Source organism: Nostoc sp. DedQUE04, from assembly GCF_034530995.1.
In the GTDB taxonomy this organism is placed as follows: domain Bacteria; phylum Cyanobacteriota; class Cyanobacteriia; order Cyanobacteriales; family Nostocaceae; genus Nostoc.
On the sequence record NZ_JAVRCA010000019.1, the window covers coordinates 1 to 17,121 of the forward strand.

A 17,121-nucleotide genomic window follows, 5' to 3' on the forward strand; every position below is an offset into this window, starting at 1 on the left:
CCCAGTCCCTAGTCCCTACGATTAATTCAGAAATCAAATCGGATTGCTATAGAGACGGCATATTTCTGACCAAGATTTAACTTAGACAGATAAAAGTACTTGGTATCGGTACTTTTGTCTAGATTAGTTACTACCACAAAAAAAACTGTCATAATTACAATCAGGTAAATAATCACTTGAGAAATATATTAAGAATAGCGATTCAATAATTTTTTCACGCTAATACTAATTCTGCATGAAGATGCACATAATAAGACCCCCCTGTAGTCCCCCCGATGCCTTGGGGGGACAGCGTAGCTGGGGGGTAAATATATGCAGCTTTACAAAGAAACGGTATAAATTCTTAAATATTATTAGAAATTGAACTATTTTCTGCAAACAACAATTTCAAAAAACGTGAGATATATTTTTGATGTATTTTTTGGTATTTATAGTTGAAATTGTTAAGTTTTATGTTGAAAATAACAGTGTTGATTTTTGTAGTGTTGTCTATGTTTTATATTCTATTTTTAAAAGATGCTGACACGTCTATGGTTTATATGCTTGGTGCAATAGTTTGTACACTACTATTAATAAATACTAAACTCTAAGAGGGGGTTTGAAAAGTTTTGAGAGGTCACGCCGATTTTGGATTAACCTCTCCTTTAAAGAAGAGGCTTCAATAATTTTTTTAAATATTCTCCATACATGGAGAGGCTTGAAACCTTTTTTAGATTACAGATTTTGAGTTTAATCCTTGCATCCTTGCATCTAAAATCTAAAATTGTCTCGGTCAAATTTTATGCCAAGTACAAGCCTTCGTAACCAGCTATTTGTTGCACTCACCGGATCTAAAGCTTGGGTAAGGTTGAGTGGGGTAAGTAAATACCCAATATGTGAAAAGATACGACAAGTCATTAACAATGGTAATACTTAGGGACTTCCATAAAATAAACTATTCCCCCAGCAATAATAATCCTTTTGGTGCTAATATTCATTCCCTAAACAACAACTTTAAATGCCTGGGAAGAGGTGTCCAAAAGCACAAACTTCCAAGACTGCTAAAAAATTGGTGTTGCTAGATTCGCATGATAGATGATGATACCATGCTAGAAGGAGCGGTGGAAGCCGCAGTCTTTCTTCAAGAGAGCAGCTAAATTTCTTTGCCCTAACTTAGAGCGATTGTCCAAGGTTTTTCAGATCGTGAAAAACTATAAGGAGAAATCCCAATGAACTACGACATCAAAGACAAAACCATTTTGGTTACGGGCGCAAATCGCGGCATCGGCAAGGCGATAGTTGAGTCGTTTATTGAACACGGAGCCACCAAAGTCTATGCGGCTGTTCGTCAGCTCAACAGTGTCTCCTCATTGGTTGAACAATATGGCGATCGGGTAGTACCAATTCAGGTTGATTTAGGCGATCGCCAATCTATTGTTGCTGCTGCTCAAACTGCCCCAGATGTGCAAATAGTTATCAATAATGCAGGAGTCTTTCAAGCTGGAACTCCCTTAGCTGAGGATGCGATCGCCGCTCTCGAATTTCAGATGAACATCAATGTATATGGATTGATCTACATGGCTCAGGCGTTTGCCCCAGTACTCAAAGCTAATGGAGGTGGTGTGTTTGCCCAAATCAATTCTGTTGCTTCGCTCAAGGGTTTCCCCGACTCTGCCACTTACTGTGCCTCAAAAGCTGCGGCCTATTCAATCACCCAGACATTACGAGAACTATTGAGCGAGCAGGACACGCTTGTGCTAAGTGTTCACCCTGGCCCGATTGCCACGGATATGAGCGATGCGGCAGGAATGAGTGAGGTTGCAGAGCCACCTGCACTTGTGGCAGAGGGGATAATAAAAGCTCTCAAAGCTGGGGATTTTCACGTCTTTCCTGACTCGGTGGCTAAACAAATGGGCGATGCTTATAAAAGCTTTGCCCAAAACGTCATTGAGGTGTCATCAAGTTAACTACATTGCCGGGTAATGCTCTAGGCAAGGGTATCTGGGTATTAAACAGCAAGCCCAAACTCTTCTCGATTGTACAGATTCATTACTCCTAATTCACCAGCACCCCATCCACGCAAGCAATACTCCACTGCGGAAACTTCGCCAGCAGTTTCTTAACGACAATTTGCAAAGCCGGATCGTTATAGCAAGGGACTGGGGACTGGGTGAAAAGCCTTTTTGTGTCTAAGTTTTATCGTCTGTTGATGTCCTAACCACCAAGGCTTGTGCTATATTTCAGCATTCCTGCAAGAAGTAAAATCCCGGATTCTGCCCCGAATTCGCCGCAACGCATGAGTTTCTGCATACGCTCCGGTCGCAGATTTGACCTTGCAAAAATATATTTTTTGCACTCTAAGGGAAAAAGGACTCATGTTAAAGGGAAAGGATTTTGAATTTCTTTACCCTTATCCCCCACCCCTTATCCCCAGAGGGAACCCCACCTTCCCCTTTACCTCGACAAATGCCAAGAAGTCTATTTATTTCTTAGAAGTCCCCAATCAAGTTGCAAATCCCATAATTATGAATTATTAATTATTAATCATACAGCCCAGTAATTCTCGCCTTCAGGTAAGGTAAGGATTTCAACCCCATCTTCAGTTACAGCTAAGGTATGCTCGCATTGAGCAGAAAGCTTGCGATCGCGCGTTACCGCCGTCCACTTATCGCCCAGAACTTCGACTTCGTAAGTACCTTCATTAATCATTGGCTCAATGGTAAAAACCATCCCTGGTCTGAGGCGCTTGCCCTTACCGCGTGTGCCATAGTGGGGAACATCCGGCGCAGTATGGAAAATATTACTGATGCCGTGGCCAACGAAATCTCGCACTACAGAAAAGCCTTGTCCTTCAGCATACTCTTGAATGGCTGCACCAATATCGCCAATGCGTGCCCCAGGCTTAACTTCAGCAATACCTAGACGCAAACACTCTTCTGTCACCTCTACCAGCTTTCTCGTTTTTGGAGAAGGAGAACCAACAAAAAATGTCTTGGATGTATCGCCGTGATAACCTTCAACAATCGGCGTGACATCAATATTAATGATGTCACCTTCTTTGAGGATTTGCTTGGCGTTGGGAATGCCGTGACAAATTACCTCATTTACACTGGTGCAAATCGATTTAGGATAACCCTTATAGCCAAGGGGTGCGCTTTTTGCTCCATGCGCTTGCGTCCAACGTTCGGCTTCATCATTTAGTTCGAGAGTGCTAACCCCTGGTTTCACAAAGGGTTCTAGATGCTGGAGAAGTTTAGCAGCTAAACGCCCAGCTTGACGCATTTTCTCTATTTCTCGTTGGGATAAAATAACAATTAGTTCAGTTTTCATTAACTTTTATCTAAAGTATCTTTCATAAACATAGTTAACCCTGTCTGTGCAGCTCTTTGTGCAGTATCAGCAACATGCAGGGTATACAAGCTTTCCTCTGGGGTAACGTACAAAGGAGTCCCGTCAAAAAGATGGTCTAACACCATACTCGTATCTTTAGCGAACAAACCCCGGCGAGGCCCAACTTCTATAGGTGTTGTTTCCCCTGGCTGGAGGAATATTCCGGTGTCACCATCAAAAATTAAACCACCTTTTTCACCGTGAACTTCAAACTTCCGCTCTGATTGCCAAATACTTTCGCCTTTGCCATAGACTACTTGGGCTAAAAGTCCACTGTTAAAGGACAGTTCACTAGTGCAGAAACAGGTTTGGTAGTATTCCGGTTCTATTTCCCAATATCGCTGATGACAGTTAACACTAAATACTGTACCAAATAAATCGATGAGGCGATGTAGGCGAGACAGGGCACCAATTAAGGGAAAGCCGAACAACTCGTGGTTATAAGTCCATTTGCGGGGTGCAGGATTTTGAGGATTGATGGTGCTGTAGCGAACATAAAACACCTCACCAATTTTGTCTAAGTTTTGCTTCAAAGCTTGATGCAAACCACCTAAAAGTTCCAGATGTTCAACGTGTAGGAGTTTTTGTTGTGCTTTGGCTAAGGCAATCAGTTCCTCGGCTTCAAATACATCCAACGAAAGAGGATACTCTACAATCACATGTTTGCCGTTGCTAAGTGCTGCACGAGCGATCGCACCATGATCTCGATTAATAGTAGAGATTGCTACTAGGTCTATATCTTCACGCCCTACTAGCTCTTGCCAAGTACTCAAGACTTGAATCTGGTAGTCTCTAGCAAAGGTTTCGGTTTTTTCTCTTGTATGACCAACAACTGCGACTATGTGCGATCGCCGATCGTGGAACAATGCCTCAGCCCGTAACTTTGCCGCATACCCAGTACCTACCAAACCTACACGCACTCTTGCTTTTTCCAAAGCTGCTTCTGAATTATACATGATCCTCATTAGTTCTGTTCTCGATCTTCCCACGCTTCTAGTAGTCAGATTCTCTCTTCATGGGATTCACCAGTCTAGACTCTACAACATTCGTCCTACCCTCTCAAGGATAAATAAGACTTTATTTGAAGCTAGATAGAATTACGTGTACTCAAAAAGGAAGACTTCAGAAGAAAAGCCCCTTTTCTATTCATAATGTCAGACATTTGTCAATATAATAATGAACAAAAAAATGGCAAAATAAAAATAATATCTCTATTGTTATAACGGGCGCATTTAAATCAGATTAGAAAATGAAACAGCCCTATTTTTTAAAGGAGCTGGTGAATCTCTTCTACGTAAGTTCTACAAAATATCGGTAACATTAACCTTACTCATGTTTACGTTTTGTTTATATAATTTTTTTTAATCACAACCTGGCTAGGGTCGAAAATAATATAAAGAAAACTTATCGGGATTAAGTAACTAAATTTCATTACTAATCGGGTTCAATTTCCAGTTACATCGTTTAATTTTTCTCGTAGTATCAGAATTGAAGCAAATTTGAACCAACGGCTAATTCCACAGAACAGCCGTGACCTTTGCCTTAAGATAACTTATACTGCCGTTTGTAAAAGAGAGGATTTCTCAATGCCAAGTTATAAAGTGACACTAATCAACGAGGCTGAAGGACTTAACACAACAATTGACGTTGATGACGATACCTATATTTTAGATGCTGCTGAAGAAGGTGGTCTTGACTTGCCTTATTCTTGCCGCGCTGGTGCTTGCTCGACCTGTGCAGGTAAAATCATCAAGGGTACTGTCGATCAGAGTGACCAGTCATTCTTAGATGATGAACAAATAGAGAAAGGATATGTACTGACTTGTGTCGCCTACCCAACCTCTGACTTAACTATCGAAACTCACAAAGAAGAAGACCTTTACTAAGAGTTAAACAACTCAAACATAAACCTCTTGCAAGAGTTACTAATGTTGACAAAATACAAACAGGATATCTAGAGTTAACACCCTTGCAATGCAATGCCGTGTGTACCTCTGAAGGCGACTTTGATAAAAAGTCTAATTTTGTGTTAAGCAGGAACGCAGTAAATGTTGTGTTCCTGCTTAATTTTTTAAGTATGGAGTTTCCTCTCTATTTTTTGCCTCTTCTTAACTCCCGACTCCTAGCGAAAAATGCAACTTGAATGCCAATAAGCTTAAAGCTTAGTCTCTTTGTTGAGAATTTGAATCTGAGTACCAGGATAGTAAAATTGGAGAATTTTTGGACTTGACCAACCTAGTTTAGCTAAATTTTGAGCGCCAGTTTGACTCAAGCCGACTCCATGTCCTAATCCACCACCAATAAAAGCGTATCCCCAGAGTTCTGGTTTGCCTTTGTTCAGGGGTTCGATGTAAAAAAGCGTACTTGTAGGAGCGGCAAAAGCACTGCGAACTTCGTCTTTGTGCAAAATAAAGGTACTGCGATCGGTTTTAACCGCAAGTTGCAGGATACGTCCACTCTGGCTGCGCTCCAATACTGCCATAGCCTGAATTGTCTTAAATCTGGCATGGGGACTGTTTTTCACGAGTAAAAACTTCTGCAAGTCCTTGATAATATCTTTTAAAGGCGTTTCCTTATGCCAACGAAACATATCCCACTTGCTTTCATTAAATCCTTGTTGCGTATTAATAAATTTCTGAAAATTCTTTTCATCTGCTAAATTCTGCTTAGACAAGTCCCAAAAATTAGTCGGAGCATCCAGTACAGGACGCAGATAGGGACGATCTTCGCCATTCCAGACATCGCTAAAGGAAGCGGTGACGCCACCAGTGGTAGAAGAATACAGGGCGTCTACGAGTTCATTTTTATAAGTTAGTACTTTACCCTTAGTTGAGGCGATCGCCTGGTCTGTTTTGGCAGCTGCTCCTTTTAGCCCATAATAAACTTGGCAATGAGTATCAGCACACAACTGATAGTTATCTGCGGCAAACCGACGTAAATTCCTCAAGGCATAAGTCCGAGCGAGAATTGCCTGAGCTTCCAGCGCCGCTTTTGGTGCATCTGTTCCGATTTCGTAAGGCACAACTCCACGCAAATAAGTTTCTAAAGGTACTTGGTTAACGAGAGTGTATGTGCCATAAGCATTTGGCTGCAAATTCATTCGACCGGCATAAAGACGAGCAAACTCTGGTTTTTCGGTTTTATTTACCCGAATTAAGTTTTTATCAGTGCTAATTTCCAAGTCATTTGGGCTATAGTGATTACCATCCACCACCCAACTCACTCGCGGCACTTGCTTCAAAACTTTAGTATCAAGATATACTTTATCTTTAGTAGAAGCTTGGATGTTTTGTAATAACAAGCGTCGCAGTAAAGGGGTGCTGTAAACATCTCGTTTAGCCCAAACCTGCCAGCGTTCTGGCTGGGCTATTTCCACTTCCATTCCCTGAGAACGCCATTTTTTAGCACTGTCTTCCGCAGTTTCAAAAGTGCGGTATGTGCCCAAAACTACTACTTCTTCGACTGCTGACTGGGGTAAAGCTTGCATGACTGTTTCCAGCTTTACAGGATTCTTAGTAAACAGGATTTGCTGCTTATTGCCCGTTTGAAATTTTAGCTTTAAGCGATCGCCTTTTATAGGTTCCAATTGCAGCTTGGCTGTGGCTTCGGCGCCAAATCTTTGCACAATCCCAATTTTCAGTTCTATATCCTGGATGTTGCTCTCAGGCCCTGATGCAGCAGTCAGTCCCAATAGACAAAATGTTGTAAGCACAGCGTGGGGAAAACGCCAAAATGAAAATTTCATGGCTACCTGATAGGGAAGCGATAGCGAGTACTCAAGCGTCTTCTGCCCCTTAATGCGTCGTTGGAGCTGATTTTCCAATTGCTTTGTAGCGCGGTTTTTTTGTCGCATGAATGCTCCAATGATACCATTACCAATTTTGCCCTAAATACTAGTTGCAAAATGAAGTCATAACGACTATGATTTATTTAGAGATAAAAAACAGAACTAGTTGGATAAACTCTTTATGGTTAGAGTCCAAGAAATTCCATTAAATCAGATAAAACGGCCATTGCCCCGTACAAACGATCCAAATAAAGTACAAGCCTTAATGGAATCGATTGCGGAAATTGGGCAGCAAGAACCTATTGATGTCCTAGAAGTAGATGGACAATATTATGGCTTTTCTGGTTGCCATCGGTATGAAGCTTGCCAGCGTTTAGGCAAAGAAACCGTTTTAGCCAGAGTTCGTAAAGCACCCCGTAGCGTTTTGAAGATGCACTTGGCATAGAAAATGGGAGTGGGCATGGGGCATGGGGAATAGGGAGATGAGGGAGAATAATTAATAACCAATGCCCAATGACGGCAGTTGCTCCACTTGGGGAGACCCCTTGGCGCTAGCCTCTCCCTTTGGGAGAAGACTGCACTGCCTCCCCAATGCCCAATGCCCAATGCCCAATGCCCAATACCCAATGCCCCAATTCCCAATGCCCAATTTCCAATCCCCCATTACATATAACCTAATTAGGAGAATATTATGTCATCGAAAGTAACAGTCAAAAATGTAAATATCGGCATTGACGAGGCGAGTAGAGCTAAAATTGCCGATGGTTTATCTCACCTGTTGGCTGACACTTATACACTGTATCTGAAAACTCATAACTTTCATTGGAATGTAACGGGGCCGATGTTTCAAACATTGCATTTGATGTTTGAAACCCAGTATACAGAATTAGCCTTAGCAGTTGATTTAATAGCCGAAAGAATTAGAGCGCTTGGCTATCCTGCACCAGGAACCTACAGCGAATATGCCAAACTGAGTTCGATTCCAGAAACTCCTGGAGTTCCGAAAGCTGTGGAGATGATTCGCGAACTTGTGGAAGGACAAGAGGCTGTAGTCAGAACTGCACGGTCTATTTTCCCGGTGATAGAGGAAGTTAACGACGAACCTACCGCCGATTTATTGACTCAACGGATGCAAGTACACGAAAAGACAGCTTGGATGTTGAGAAGTTTACTGGAAGAATAGGAATTAGGGGATAGGGAATGGGGCATTGGGAACTGGGGAGTTAGGAGTTAAAAGTTAGGAGTTAGGAGTTATAACAATTATTTCCCAATGCCCAATGCCCCATGCCCAATGCCCCATGCCCCATGCCCCAATCCCCAATGCCCCATACTCAAAAGTTGCAAGATTTAATGCAACAGGTAGGTATTTCTAGTTTTAAAGGTCTGAGTCGCGCGGCTGGTGTCTCAGAGCGTCAACTTTTACGCTTACGCCAAGGAAAGTTAGAGCAGATGCGGGTAGATGTGCTGCTTAAGCTTTCGCCAGTGCTACAGATGCCATTGAATGAATTAATCGCAACTTTTTCAACGGTAGAGTTGTTACCAGAGAAAACAGCGCCTACTCAGGAATTGTTACAAGAAATTACAGATTTAAGAAGAGAGTACGATCGCTCGCAGCTTCAATTAGAACAACAGCGAGAATTATTGCTACAAGAACTCCAGCAGTCGAGTTTGCAACTGCTGGAGTCTTTATTATTGCAATGGCCCACAGCAGCACAGAAAGCGCAGGAGAATCCTCAGCTAGCAGCAGTCAAAATAGTACCCTTGGTGCAGAAACCTCTGGAAAAGCTGTTACAGGCGTGGGGAGTGGAAGCGATCGCCCCTGTGGGAGCAGAATTACCTTACGATCCCCAACTGCACCAATTGCTGGAGGGAACTGCACAACCTGGAGAAACAGTCAAAATACGCTACACTGGCTACCTTCAAGGTGAGAAGCTGCTTCACAGAGCCAAAGTGAGTCCTGTTTGAGGGCGTGAGCAGTACAGACGCGATTAATCGCGTCTGTACAGGAGTAACAAATTCATAACTCTTTACTTTTTGTATTATTTGTCGATAAATGACAGATATTGGGAATACTAAAATAGCAAAGGCGATCGCCTTGAGAAAACTTCTTTTAAAGCCTTGGTGTCGGTTCTAGCTTGCTTGGCGCTGTTTAAACCTAAATTTTTGGCTCTAGAGCGGTAGTCCAGAGGTAAATTCTTTCAATTATGTAAGTAATTGGACATAAATAAATGTAGATCCTAGTTACTATCATAAATACTCACGGAGGAAAAGCTGCTGCTGGACTAGGTTTAGCTATACGTAAGTGTAGTTCAGACTGTTGGAATTTTGAATTGCTTAATGACAGCTACGATCGTGAGATTTATTGGAGAATTTCAGTTTTGCAAAAATCTTTGGGAAATAATCTGAAAAGCAGTAACTTCAGCTTGTATGTAAGTAAGTATATATTTAAATCGAGAAGATGCAAGTAAGTCGGCGTTCAAAAATCAACATACATGATAGAACATCAAATCAACGAACTGCTTATAGATTGGTCATTTTAACATCTTTACAAAACTAAATATACCAGTTGTCGATCGTGACAACTTACTTAGCTGGTTGATTTATAGTTGGTCTATTTATAGTAAAAAAACTATACATAATTAAGCTAATAATTTTTTTAATTACAAAAAAATAGATTCAAATTTTTATAATTAATCTTTCTCTATCCCGATTAATTATCAATTATTAATCAATATTTAATCTTAAATTTTATTTTACAAGCATTTTTAAATGTTCTATAATAGCGAAATCAGAGTATTATTTACATAAGTCAGAGTGACATAATTATGAGAGAGCAAGTAAAAGTTATTAAGCTCAGTGGTAATTTGAATGCCACAACTTCACAAGACTTTCGACAAAATATCACAAATATTCTAGAAAGTGGTGCGAAAATTGTGTTAGTTGATTTTAAAGATGTAACGTTTATGGATAGTTCGGGTTTGGGAGCTTTAGTATTAGCTTTTAAAACTTTGCGAGCCGCAGATATTAAGCTTGTTCTCTGCTCAATTAATGAGCAAGTCAGAATATTATTTGAACTGACTAATATGGATAAAGTATTTGAAATATTTCCCAGCCAAGATGCATTTAATCAGGTTTTAGTCTCTAATACGTAATTAATCAAACTTCATTTGCAAAATAGATAAATCATCATCAAAAGCATCTTTGGAGTTCAGAGCTATTAAATAACTGAGTACGCGATCGAGTTGGCTATCAACAGAACCTTGTAAGCTAACCAGTAGCTGAATAAAAGCATCCAAACTCCAAAGTGTGCCGTCTGATTTAGTTATTTCATAAGCGCCATCACTAAAAATATAAAGGGTACTGAATTTTTCAATATTGTAAAACCCATCAACATATTTTGCCTCTGGAAACATGCCAACTGGCATACCAGGGGTTTTTAGGAGTTGAACTTCAGACTTTCTTGGAGATGTGCCGGTGACTAAAACTGCTGGTGGATGACCTGCACTAGCATAAATTAACTGGCGGTTGATTCGGTTGTAAACTCCGTACCAAATCGTAAAGTATTTATCATTTTGATAATTCATCTGAAAAGTGTCATTTAAAGCCTTCAATACATCACTAGGTTGATAGTAATCAAGACCTTTGAGCGCACGGGAACGCAGCAAATTCAGCACTGAAACAGAAGGAAGAGTAGCTTTGAGTCCATGTCCGGCAGTATCGAGTAGGTAAATTGCCAGATAGTCATCATCGAGCCAATAGTAATCGAAACAGTCACCGCCGAGTTGTCGTGAGGGAATGAATCGAAAATTTATATTGAAGGGTTCAGTCATAGAAGGAGGTAGCAGCGATCGCACATATTCTGCTGCTTCTGACATTTCTGATTCTAGAAGCAACTTTTGAGCCTGCAAATCTCTACTCAACTGATGCAGGCGTAATCCTGCTCTTACCCGTGCTTGTAATTCATTATGCTCAATAGGTTTAGAGATAAAATCATCAGCACCAGCGTCTAGACCTTTAACGCAATCGGCAACGGAGTCTAAAGATGTTAATAAAATAAAAAATGTGGTGAAAAATTTGGGGTCTGTCTTAATGTGGTGGCAAACTTCCAGACCATTTAACCCCGGCATGATCCAATCACAAATAATTAGTGCTGGACGATAAGCTAGTGCCTTTTCTATTCCTTCTTCACCGCTACTGGCAGTAACTACTTCATAACCCTGTTTTTCCAACATCCTTTTCAGGAGTATTTTTATTGAATAGTCGTCATCAATTATTAGTATTTGAAACATATAAATTTGTTGAAAACACTCATTAATAATTTTTTGCCAAAATCTAAAATAAAAATATGATGTCAGCTAATAAGCTAGTAATATCAATATATAAATGCTGCTATAGTGCTATTGTACCTTGCGGATACTGCTTCTCTCTTGGCGTTAGCCTCTCCCTTTGGGAGAAGGGGAGACGCTAGCGCAACGGAGAACTCTTAAAGTAGTCGCTACATATCTATGTATGCAATATATTTTGATTCCTCTCTCTTAAAAAGAAAGAGAGAGTACCCTTCTTTGTAGCAACAGGCTTAAGGATTTGAGGATTTGGTCTTTATTAAACTCAAATTAAAAGCACTATAACTCATTTCTATTTACCGATCGAATTTACGACTATTTAATAGTCATAAATATTATGGTGTTCCCAAAGGATTTAGCCATAAAAGAATATTGCTTTTTAACTGGTTTAAGTCGCGGTATGCTTCTTGTTTGAACCATTGCCCTAAAGCATCAAAGGGGGTAAAAGATGTTCCCGTTTGCCATTTAATATCTTGACCCAAAGGTGTTGTATGATTTCCTGGTAACGTTTGTGCTGTCACCATCTCATCAAAACGTTCTTGTAAGATTTTGGTTAAAGCTGCCGATTGATCGATGGTGTCATTACTAAATTTTATTAATAAATTGCGCCGGACATTGTAATGTTCTTGGACAAGTTTGTTAGTTTCCAACGGCGAAGGGGTAAATTCGATTTTCAAAGTAGAATTGAACTGCTCTACTAGAGGGATAGCTTCTTTAGCGGCGTAGTTGTTGAAGGATATTAAAATATTCCCTGCACGTTCTACTTTAAACAGGCTACCAATCAGCAAGTGGAGTTTACAGCCCATACTGTGTCCAACGCCGTAGATGGGAAAGTAAAGCTTGCGTAATGCCCTAGAATCATGCAATCGTTCGAGGGTGCGGTCAAAGTTTAACAGCACAGATTTGGCGATCGCAGTATGATCCAATGTATTGACGAAAGGCGTAGCAATTACAACGTAGCCTTTACTTGCCAGTTGTTCGAGCAACCAGCGATAAGTGATGTGCGGTGCAGTGGCGACAAATGCACCTCCTAAAAAATGAACGATACCTATGGGATTTTGGGGAATGATTACCCAGTTCCCTCTAATTTCTTTCCAGTCCATACGGATAAGCGATCGCTTTACGATTATTCTTTATGTTAGACCGGGGATTGCAACCGTGGGAAAGATTATGGAAAAAAGCCATTAAGAATATTTTACTAGCAGACTGGAAGCCAATTCACCCAGCAACCTCTATGGATTTATCAATAGCATCTACGCTTTCTCTAACTCTTACTGAGTACCGAGTGAATTTACGAGTGCTTTCTAAATTCCTATTACAAAACTTAATTACAAATTATCTTAACGTTGAGTCTGTAATCTTTTCATTTCGTATTGCACATCTAATGCAATTTGTAATGCTTCATTGAGTAACCTTCCATGTTCAGTAGCCTCCTCTGTTACTTGCATTGCTGTTAAAGTTGCTAAATTGTTGACAAATAATTCTGTATTACTGAGGATAAAATTCTTATTTTCTCTCAAAATCCTTTCTGTCTTCAAAGCGCGAACTAAATCAGTTTTGGTAAGTTTAAGCGCTTCGATTACATCCTCTCTTTCCTTTATAATCACTTCTGGATTACCAGCTTCTTCTATTTGGTCATTAATATCTATAACTCTAATAACAGTATTATATCTATTAACCTCGTTTAACAGGATTTGCAGAGATTTTGTCATATTAGCTTTAACAAGCTTACTTTTACTTTTCCAGATAAAATATAAAATGCTTTGCGTCAGACCACCAACCCAAAGTCCTAAAAAAAATAATAATATCCATGATGGAATTGTTATCCACGTCACAAACATTTTAATAATTAGATCGAATAAAATATAGACAAAAAGAAATGTAGAAAATCCAATAAAAACTACAGTCGCTCCTTCAGAGCTTTGAAGTTTTTGTATATATACATTTATTAATCTTTTAAGAGGATTTGTAATGATTATAAGTTTCTCATTGACAGGTAAATTAGTCAGCTTTTGCAGATCGTTCTGACTAATTTCCAATCCCTGTAAATCATCCCGCACAGCTTTTAAACCCTTGCCAGAATAGTTATTTAATCTAATATAGCAATCAAATTTCTAGAATGCTGGCATTTTATCTAAACTTTTTCAAGCAAATTAATACTTGTAAGCAATGTCAATAATTTTTGTACAATATGATACTCTTTTGCCAGGATAACTATTTACTCCTAAATTCTGAATTCAGAATTTAGGAGTAAAACCACTCCGCCTCCGGTCAGTTTCAGACGGGGTTTAAATCCCCGTCTGAAAATGTCTTTAATTTTGAATTTTGAATTTTGAATTGTTAATATTGCTTGTATATTTTATTTTTTGTCAGTCCCTAAAGGGTGTTTTACTCCTGAATTCTAGATTTTGCTGTCACTATCTTCCCAACTTATTAGGAATACCTTCACAACCACCAGGAATAGTACCTCTAGTTTTCTCGCCACCCCAAGTGCAACAGTAGTTACGTGTAGACTCAGACATTCGTTGTACGTTACTGAAATCGGCATTTTCTACCACAGCGCCGGTTTGTTCGCCGGTTTCATAATCTGGTGGTTGGGTGCGACTGCGGGGTGAGGCTTTATCTACTACACCATAGAATAGGCGAATCCCGTTGATGTCAGCATCATTGAGATTCGCACCATATAAAATTGTCCGGGAGAGGTTGGCTTTTACTAAATCGCAACCGCTCAGATTGGCGCGGACAAGATTAGCTTCGCTCAGATCAGTCCAACGTAAATCAGTACCAGAAAGGTCTGCTGCAGCTAGCATTACGCCTAAATCGATGACGCGCACACCTTCGAGGCGGTCTTCTGCATATCCGCCAGTTCCATCAAGAATGGCTCGACCTAATAAGCGATCGCGTTTTAGGGGTGATAGTAACTTGGAACGTGACAAAAAACGGAGAATTTTCGCTTTCCCACTACCATCGACACTACTTAAAATTGCCGCAGTGCGTCCTTCAGCGATCGCTCTTTCTTGGGGCCAATCTTCTAATAATCCTTCTTCATCTAATACCAAGTCGGAAACGCCTTGGAAGTAGGAATCAATTGTCTGTTGCTGGGTGATGATATTTTGCTGAACTGTCAGCATATTTTGCTGAATTGTCAAGTCTTTGGAAATAACATATTGTCGCCATGCTACGTAAACGGCAATGATGGCGATCAGAATTTGCCCCAAAGCGCCAAACCATTCTGCGAGGCTACCAGCAGTTTCCCAGTTAATCTGGCGTCCTAAAAGCAGCAAGCGATCGCCTACACCTGTGAACCTGATCGTGCCGATAATGGCTACTATTAGTCCCAAAAAGGCCACAAACAGGGTACGTTCTTGGGGTGAAAACCATTCGTCTAAAACTTCTTGCAACCAAGGCAATAATATCGCCAGGGATAGTAGCAAAGCCATCAGTGTTCCGATAATGCCGACGATCCAATTATTGAGGATAATCCCAGTGAAGGTAATGGCGATCGCGATTAAAATAATCAGCAATGCTCTCGGCTTAACTGTGAATTGCTTGCTAATGGGTTGTTTGAAGTCAGAACGGGCTTGTTGTAAAGCAGTTGTATGTTGCGAAGATTGCAAAGACCCAATTACTGCTAGTGCTTGTTGTGTCGCTAGTGCTTCTGAGGCTAGGTTTTTCTCATTTGCACTCCCGTCAAAGTCATCCGGCTGCAAATCATTTTCGGGGTCTGGTTCTGGGGTTGGTAGATTAGAGGAATTGGATTCAATTGTCATGTTTTCTATTTTGCCCCAGGAGATTAAGAACAACATCTGTTTTATCAGAAATTGCACTCAACTCAAGACTTGTATTCCATACAATACTTCTGGAATTTTAAATTGTTAATTTTGGTCTACAGTTTGGATTGTCAACATTTGAGGGGGCGTAGCATCAGGTGGGTAGAGAAAATCCACTTCTACCAGTCGGCGCTGTCCAGGAGATATTTTTAATTGAGCCAGCGGTTCTCCCATCTGTCCCCGTTGTTGAACTAAATGCCAATATTGAGTTCTGGGTAAGCCATTATCGTCATTGTAGCGAATACGAACAGTGCCTCGGAAAAAGACAGCTGGTGCGGGTGGTGAAAAAAAGCGAAGCCCTGGTTTACTTAACTCATCTTCTTTGATAGGCGTTTGGAAAAGTACATTTATAGTTTGCGGCTTATCCGTATTGTTGAATAATGGTAGAGAGATGTTGTATTCAATGCCGTAGTTGCCGTGAGCTTCGTAAGCAGTACCAGGATAACGCGCTACGAGTTTAGCAGTTTGGTTTTGTCCAGTACCCATTTTGCCAGCTAAAAGGGTACTTAAACCGTAAGAAAAAGCTTGTCCTGATTCGGGAATTGTTAGGTATGAACTATTAGAGTCGGTAACTTGTGCTTGCCAACGAGAGCCAATAGCTACTCCCGCTACCCGTCCGTAAATTTCTGTTGCCCCTGCAAGTTTATCTGGAGGACTGGGAGCAGGTTCACGGGGCCCTGCAAAATCACCATTTTCTAATAAATTCTCCCATTCTTCTAAAGTAGGCGCTCGTTCACTACCATCGGGATTGGGTTTGGCAAACATGGCCAGGTTCGCCAGATAAACAGGACGATCGCTATACAAACGTAATAAAGTAGAACGTCCATTCAATGGCGGCGTTAAAGTCCGCACTGGAATGGGATGATTCATTAACATCCGGCTTTGTTTTGGTGGAATTACCAACTGGGCTGGCCATCCTTGTCGTCTGACTCGTAGCACATCATTCATGACGCGATCGCCAGGCCCTGCATAAATGTTTCCCGAATTATTTGACAGCATGGGAGGCAACTTGACAAAAGGTGCATCAGGTTGACTGACATAACTAGCTGCTTGCAAGATGTTAACAGTTGCAGAGCGATCGCTGGGATTGTAAACAATCACTCCCAAATAAAGAGTCCGCAAATCATTTGGCGTCTCAATCGCTCTAGCAATATGGTGAGAAAATAAATCAAACCTTCCCTGAAATGGAAAGTTTAGGTGGGCGCTGGGGAATTTTTTGCCTTGAGGAGGAAATGTAGAAAGCAGAATTCCTTCACTCTTAACTACTTCTGGATTATTACTGTTAAATACTGGTACTTCGTCAAGATATCCTGTTAAAGGTCTTGTTTGTTGAGGAACGAAGATTTCCTGTGGTGCAGGAGAAGGCGATGCTTGAGCTAAAAACAAATAAGAAATAAAATTAAGCATTTATTCAAAAAGCAATTTATCGCTGAAGTTAAGAATACAGCATACTTAATCTCCCCCCAAGTGTGACAAATTAGAGGAGGTTTGCCAAAACTCTCACCAAAGTAATTTAATTGGAGCGATCGCCTTCAGTTGCCAGTCTGAGATATCCACTATTCCTGAATGTTATCGAATCGATGTAGTTGCATGATTTGCCTTCTTTACTAACTAAGTACAACATTTCATTAATTCATAGCGAATTAAATTCGGCAATACCCTCCAATGACAATGCGTCGGCCGCCTTGTTAATGCGTCGGCTTGCATTGTTAATGCGTCGGCCGCCTTGTTAATACATCGGCTTGCATTGTTAATGCGTCGGCCGCCTTGTTAATGCGTCGGCTTGCATTGT

At 40.7% G+C, this 17,121-nt stretch carries 14 protein-coding genes; 6 read left to right on the forward strand and 8 right to left on the reverse strand.

Annotated elements, in window-relative coordinates:
- Positions 1-1,208: 1,208 nt before the first annotated feature.
- Entirely contained in the window at positions 1,209-1,946 is a 738-nt protein-coding gene (locus tag RM049_RS15330; RefSeq protein WP_322704795.1) for an SDR family oxidoreductase, read from the forward strand.
- A 577-nt stretch (positions 1,947-2,523) separates the two neighbouring features.
- On the opposite strand, the gene map is transcribed toward RM049_RS15330, so the two are convergent.
- On the reverse strand, positions 2,524-3,309 hold the full coding sequence (gene map / locus RM049_RS15335) for a type I methionyl aminopeptidase (protein WP_322675519.1): 786 nt from the start codon (positions 3,307-3,309) through the stop codon (positions 2,524-2,526).
- On the reverse strand, positions 3,309-4,325 hold the full coding sequence (locus tag RM049_RS15340; RefSeq protein ID WP_322704796.1) for a Gfo/Idh/MocA family oxidoreductase: 1,017 nt from the start codon (positions 4,323-4,325) through the stop codon (positions 3,309-3,311). The genes map and RM049_RS15340 overlap by 1 nt, the downstream gene beginning before the upstream one ends.
- Positions 4,326-4,955: 630 nt before the next feature.
- Here RM049_RS15340 and RM049_RS15345 point away from each other — a divergent pair.
- Positions 4,956-5,255, forward strand: coding sequence for a ferredoxin (locus RM049_RS15345; RefSeq protein WP_322675522.1), 300 nt, complete (start codon positions 4,956-4,958; stop codon positions 5,253-5,255).
- Positions 5,256-5,524: 269 nt separating this feature from the next.
- Here the strand turns inward: RM049_RS15345 and RM049_RS15350 are convergent, their stop codons facing one another.
- The gene (locus tag RM049_RS15350) at positions 5,525-7,222 is read right to left on the reverse strand and encodes a SpoIID/LytB domain-containing protein (RefSeq protein ID WP_322704797.1); all 1,698 of its coding nucleotides are present in this window, start codon (positions 7,220-7,222) and stop codon (positions 5,525-5,527) included.
- Positions 7,223-7,337: 115 nt separating this feature from the next.
- On the opposite strand from RM049_RS15350, the gene RM049_RS15355 reads away from it, so the two are divergent.
- From RM049_RS15355 to RM049_RS15370, 4 genes are all read left to right on the forward strand, one after another.
- Positions 7,338-7,601, forward strand: coding sequence for a ParB N-terminal domain-containing protein (locus tag RM049_RS15355; protein WP_194043156.1), 264 nt, complete (start codon positions 7,338-7,340; stop codon positions 7,599-7,601).
- A 246-nt stretch (positions 7,602-7,847) separates the two neighbouring features.
- Complete coding sequence (locus RM049_RS15360; protein WP_289799395.1) at positions 7,848-8,339, forward strand: Dps family protein; 492 nt, start codon at positions 7,848-7,850, stop codon at positions 8,337-8,339.
- Positions 8,340-8,440: 101 nt separating this feature from the next.
- Positions 8,441-9,121, forward strand: coding sequence for a nucleotide exchange factor GrpE (gene grpE, locus RM049_RS15365; protein WP_416212639.1), 681 nt, complete (start codon positions 8,441-8,443; stop codon positions 9,119-9,121).
- A gap of 860 nt (positions 9,122-9,981) precedes the next feature.
- On the forward strand, positions 9,982-10,308 hold the full coding sequence (locus tag RM049_RS15370; protein WP_322675524.1) for an STAS domain-containing protein: 327 nt from the start codon (positions 9,982-9,984) through the stop codon (positions 10,306-10,308).
- On the opposite strand, the gene RM049_RS15375 is transcribed toward RM049_RS15370, so the two are convergent.
- The 5 genes from RM049_RS15375 to RM049_RS15395 all read right to left on the reverse strand — a co-directional run bounded on the left by RM049_RS15375 (position 10,309) and on the right by RM049_RS15395 (position 16,736).
- Complete coding sequence (locus RM049_RS15375; protein WP_322704798.1) at positions 10,309-11,445, reverse strand: PP2C family protein-serine/threonine phosphatase; 1,137 nt, start codon at positions 11,443-11,445, stop codon at positions 10,309-10,311.
- Positions 11,446-11,834: 389 nt separating this feature from the next.
- The gene (locus RM049_RS15380) at positions 11,835-12,602 is read right to left on the reverse strand and encodes a DUF1350 family protein (RefSeq protein ID WP_322689108.1); all 768 of its coding nucleotides are present in this window, start codon (positions 12,600-12,602) and stop codon (positions 11,835-11,837) included.
- Positions 12,603-12,839: 237 nt separating this feature from the next.
- Positions 12,840-13,559: a hypothetical protein gene (locus RM049_RS15385; protein ID WP_322704799.1), complete on the reverse strand. Its 720-nt coding sequence runs from the start codon at positions 13,557-13,559 to the stop codon at positions 12,840-12,842.
- A gap of 357 nt (positions 13,560-13,916) precedes the next feature.
- On the reverse strand, positions 13,917-15,269 hold the full coding sequence (locus RM049_RS15390) for a pentapeptide repeat-containing protein (RefSeq protein ID WP_322704800.1): 1,353 nt from the start codon (positions 15,267-15,269) through the stop codon (positions 13,917-13,919).
- 105 nt (positions 15,270-15,374) lie between these two features.
- Complete coding sequence (locus tag RM049_RS15395; protein ID WP_322704801.1) at positions 15,375-16,736, reverse strand: DUF3370 domain-containing protein; 1,362 nt, start codon at positions 16,734-16,736, stop codon at positions 15,375-15,377.
- Positions 16,737-17,121 lie beyond the last annotated feature (385 nt).

Bases quoted from the DNA above. Each gene is read 5' to 3' on its own strand.
- RM049_RS15330 (WP_322704795.1), top strand. From the start codon at position 1,209: ATGAACTACGACATCAAAGACAAAACCATTTTGGTTACGGGCGCAAAT.
- map (WP_322675519.1), bottom strand. From the start codon at position 3,309: ATGAAAACTGAACTAATTGTTATTTTATCCCAACGAGAAATAGAGAAA.
- RM049_RS15340 (WP_322704796.1), bottom strand. From the start codon at position 4,325: ATGTATAATTCAGAAGCAGCTTTGGAAAAAGCAAGAGTGCGTGTAGGT.
- RM049_RS15345 (WP_322675522.1), top strand. From the start codon at position 4,956: ATGCCAAGTTATAAAGTGACACTAATCAACGAGGCTGAAGGACTTAAC.
- RM049_RS15350 (WP_322704797.1), bottom strand. From the start codon at position 7,222: ATGCGACAAAAAAACCGCGCTACAAAGCAATTGGAAAATCAGCTCCAA.
- RM049_RS15355 (WP_194043156.1), top strand. From the start codon at position 7,338: ATGGTTAGAGTCCAAGAAATTCCATTAAATCAGATAAAACGGCCATTG.
- RM049_RS15360 (WP_289799395.1), top strand. From the start codon at position 7,848: ATGTCATCGAAAGTAACAGTCAAAAATGTAAATATCGGCATTGACGAG.
- grpE (WP_416212639.1), top strand. From the start codon at position 8,441: ATGCCCAATGCCCCATGCCCCATGCCCCAATCCCCAATGCCCCATACT.
- RM049_RS15370 (WP_322675524.1), top strand. From the start codon at position 9,982: ATGAGAGAGCAAGTAAAAGTTATTAAGCTCAGTGGTAATTTGAATGCC.
- RM049_RS15375 (WP_322704798.1), bottom strand. From the start codon at position 11,445: ATGTTTCAAATACTAATAATTGATGACGACTATTCAATAAAAATACTC.
- RM049_RS15380 (WP_322689108.1), bottom strand. From the start codon at position 12,602: ATGGACTGGAAAGAAATTAGAGGGAACTGGGTAATCATTCCCCAAAAT.
- RM049_RS15390 (WP_322704800.1), bottom strand. From the start codon at position 15,269: ATGACAATTGAATCCAATTCCTCTAATCTACCAACCCCAGAACCAGAC.
- RM049_RS15395 (WP_322704801.1), bottom strand. From the start codon at position 16,736: ATGCTTAATTTTATTTCTTATTTGTTTTTAGCTCAAGCATCGCCTTCT.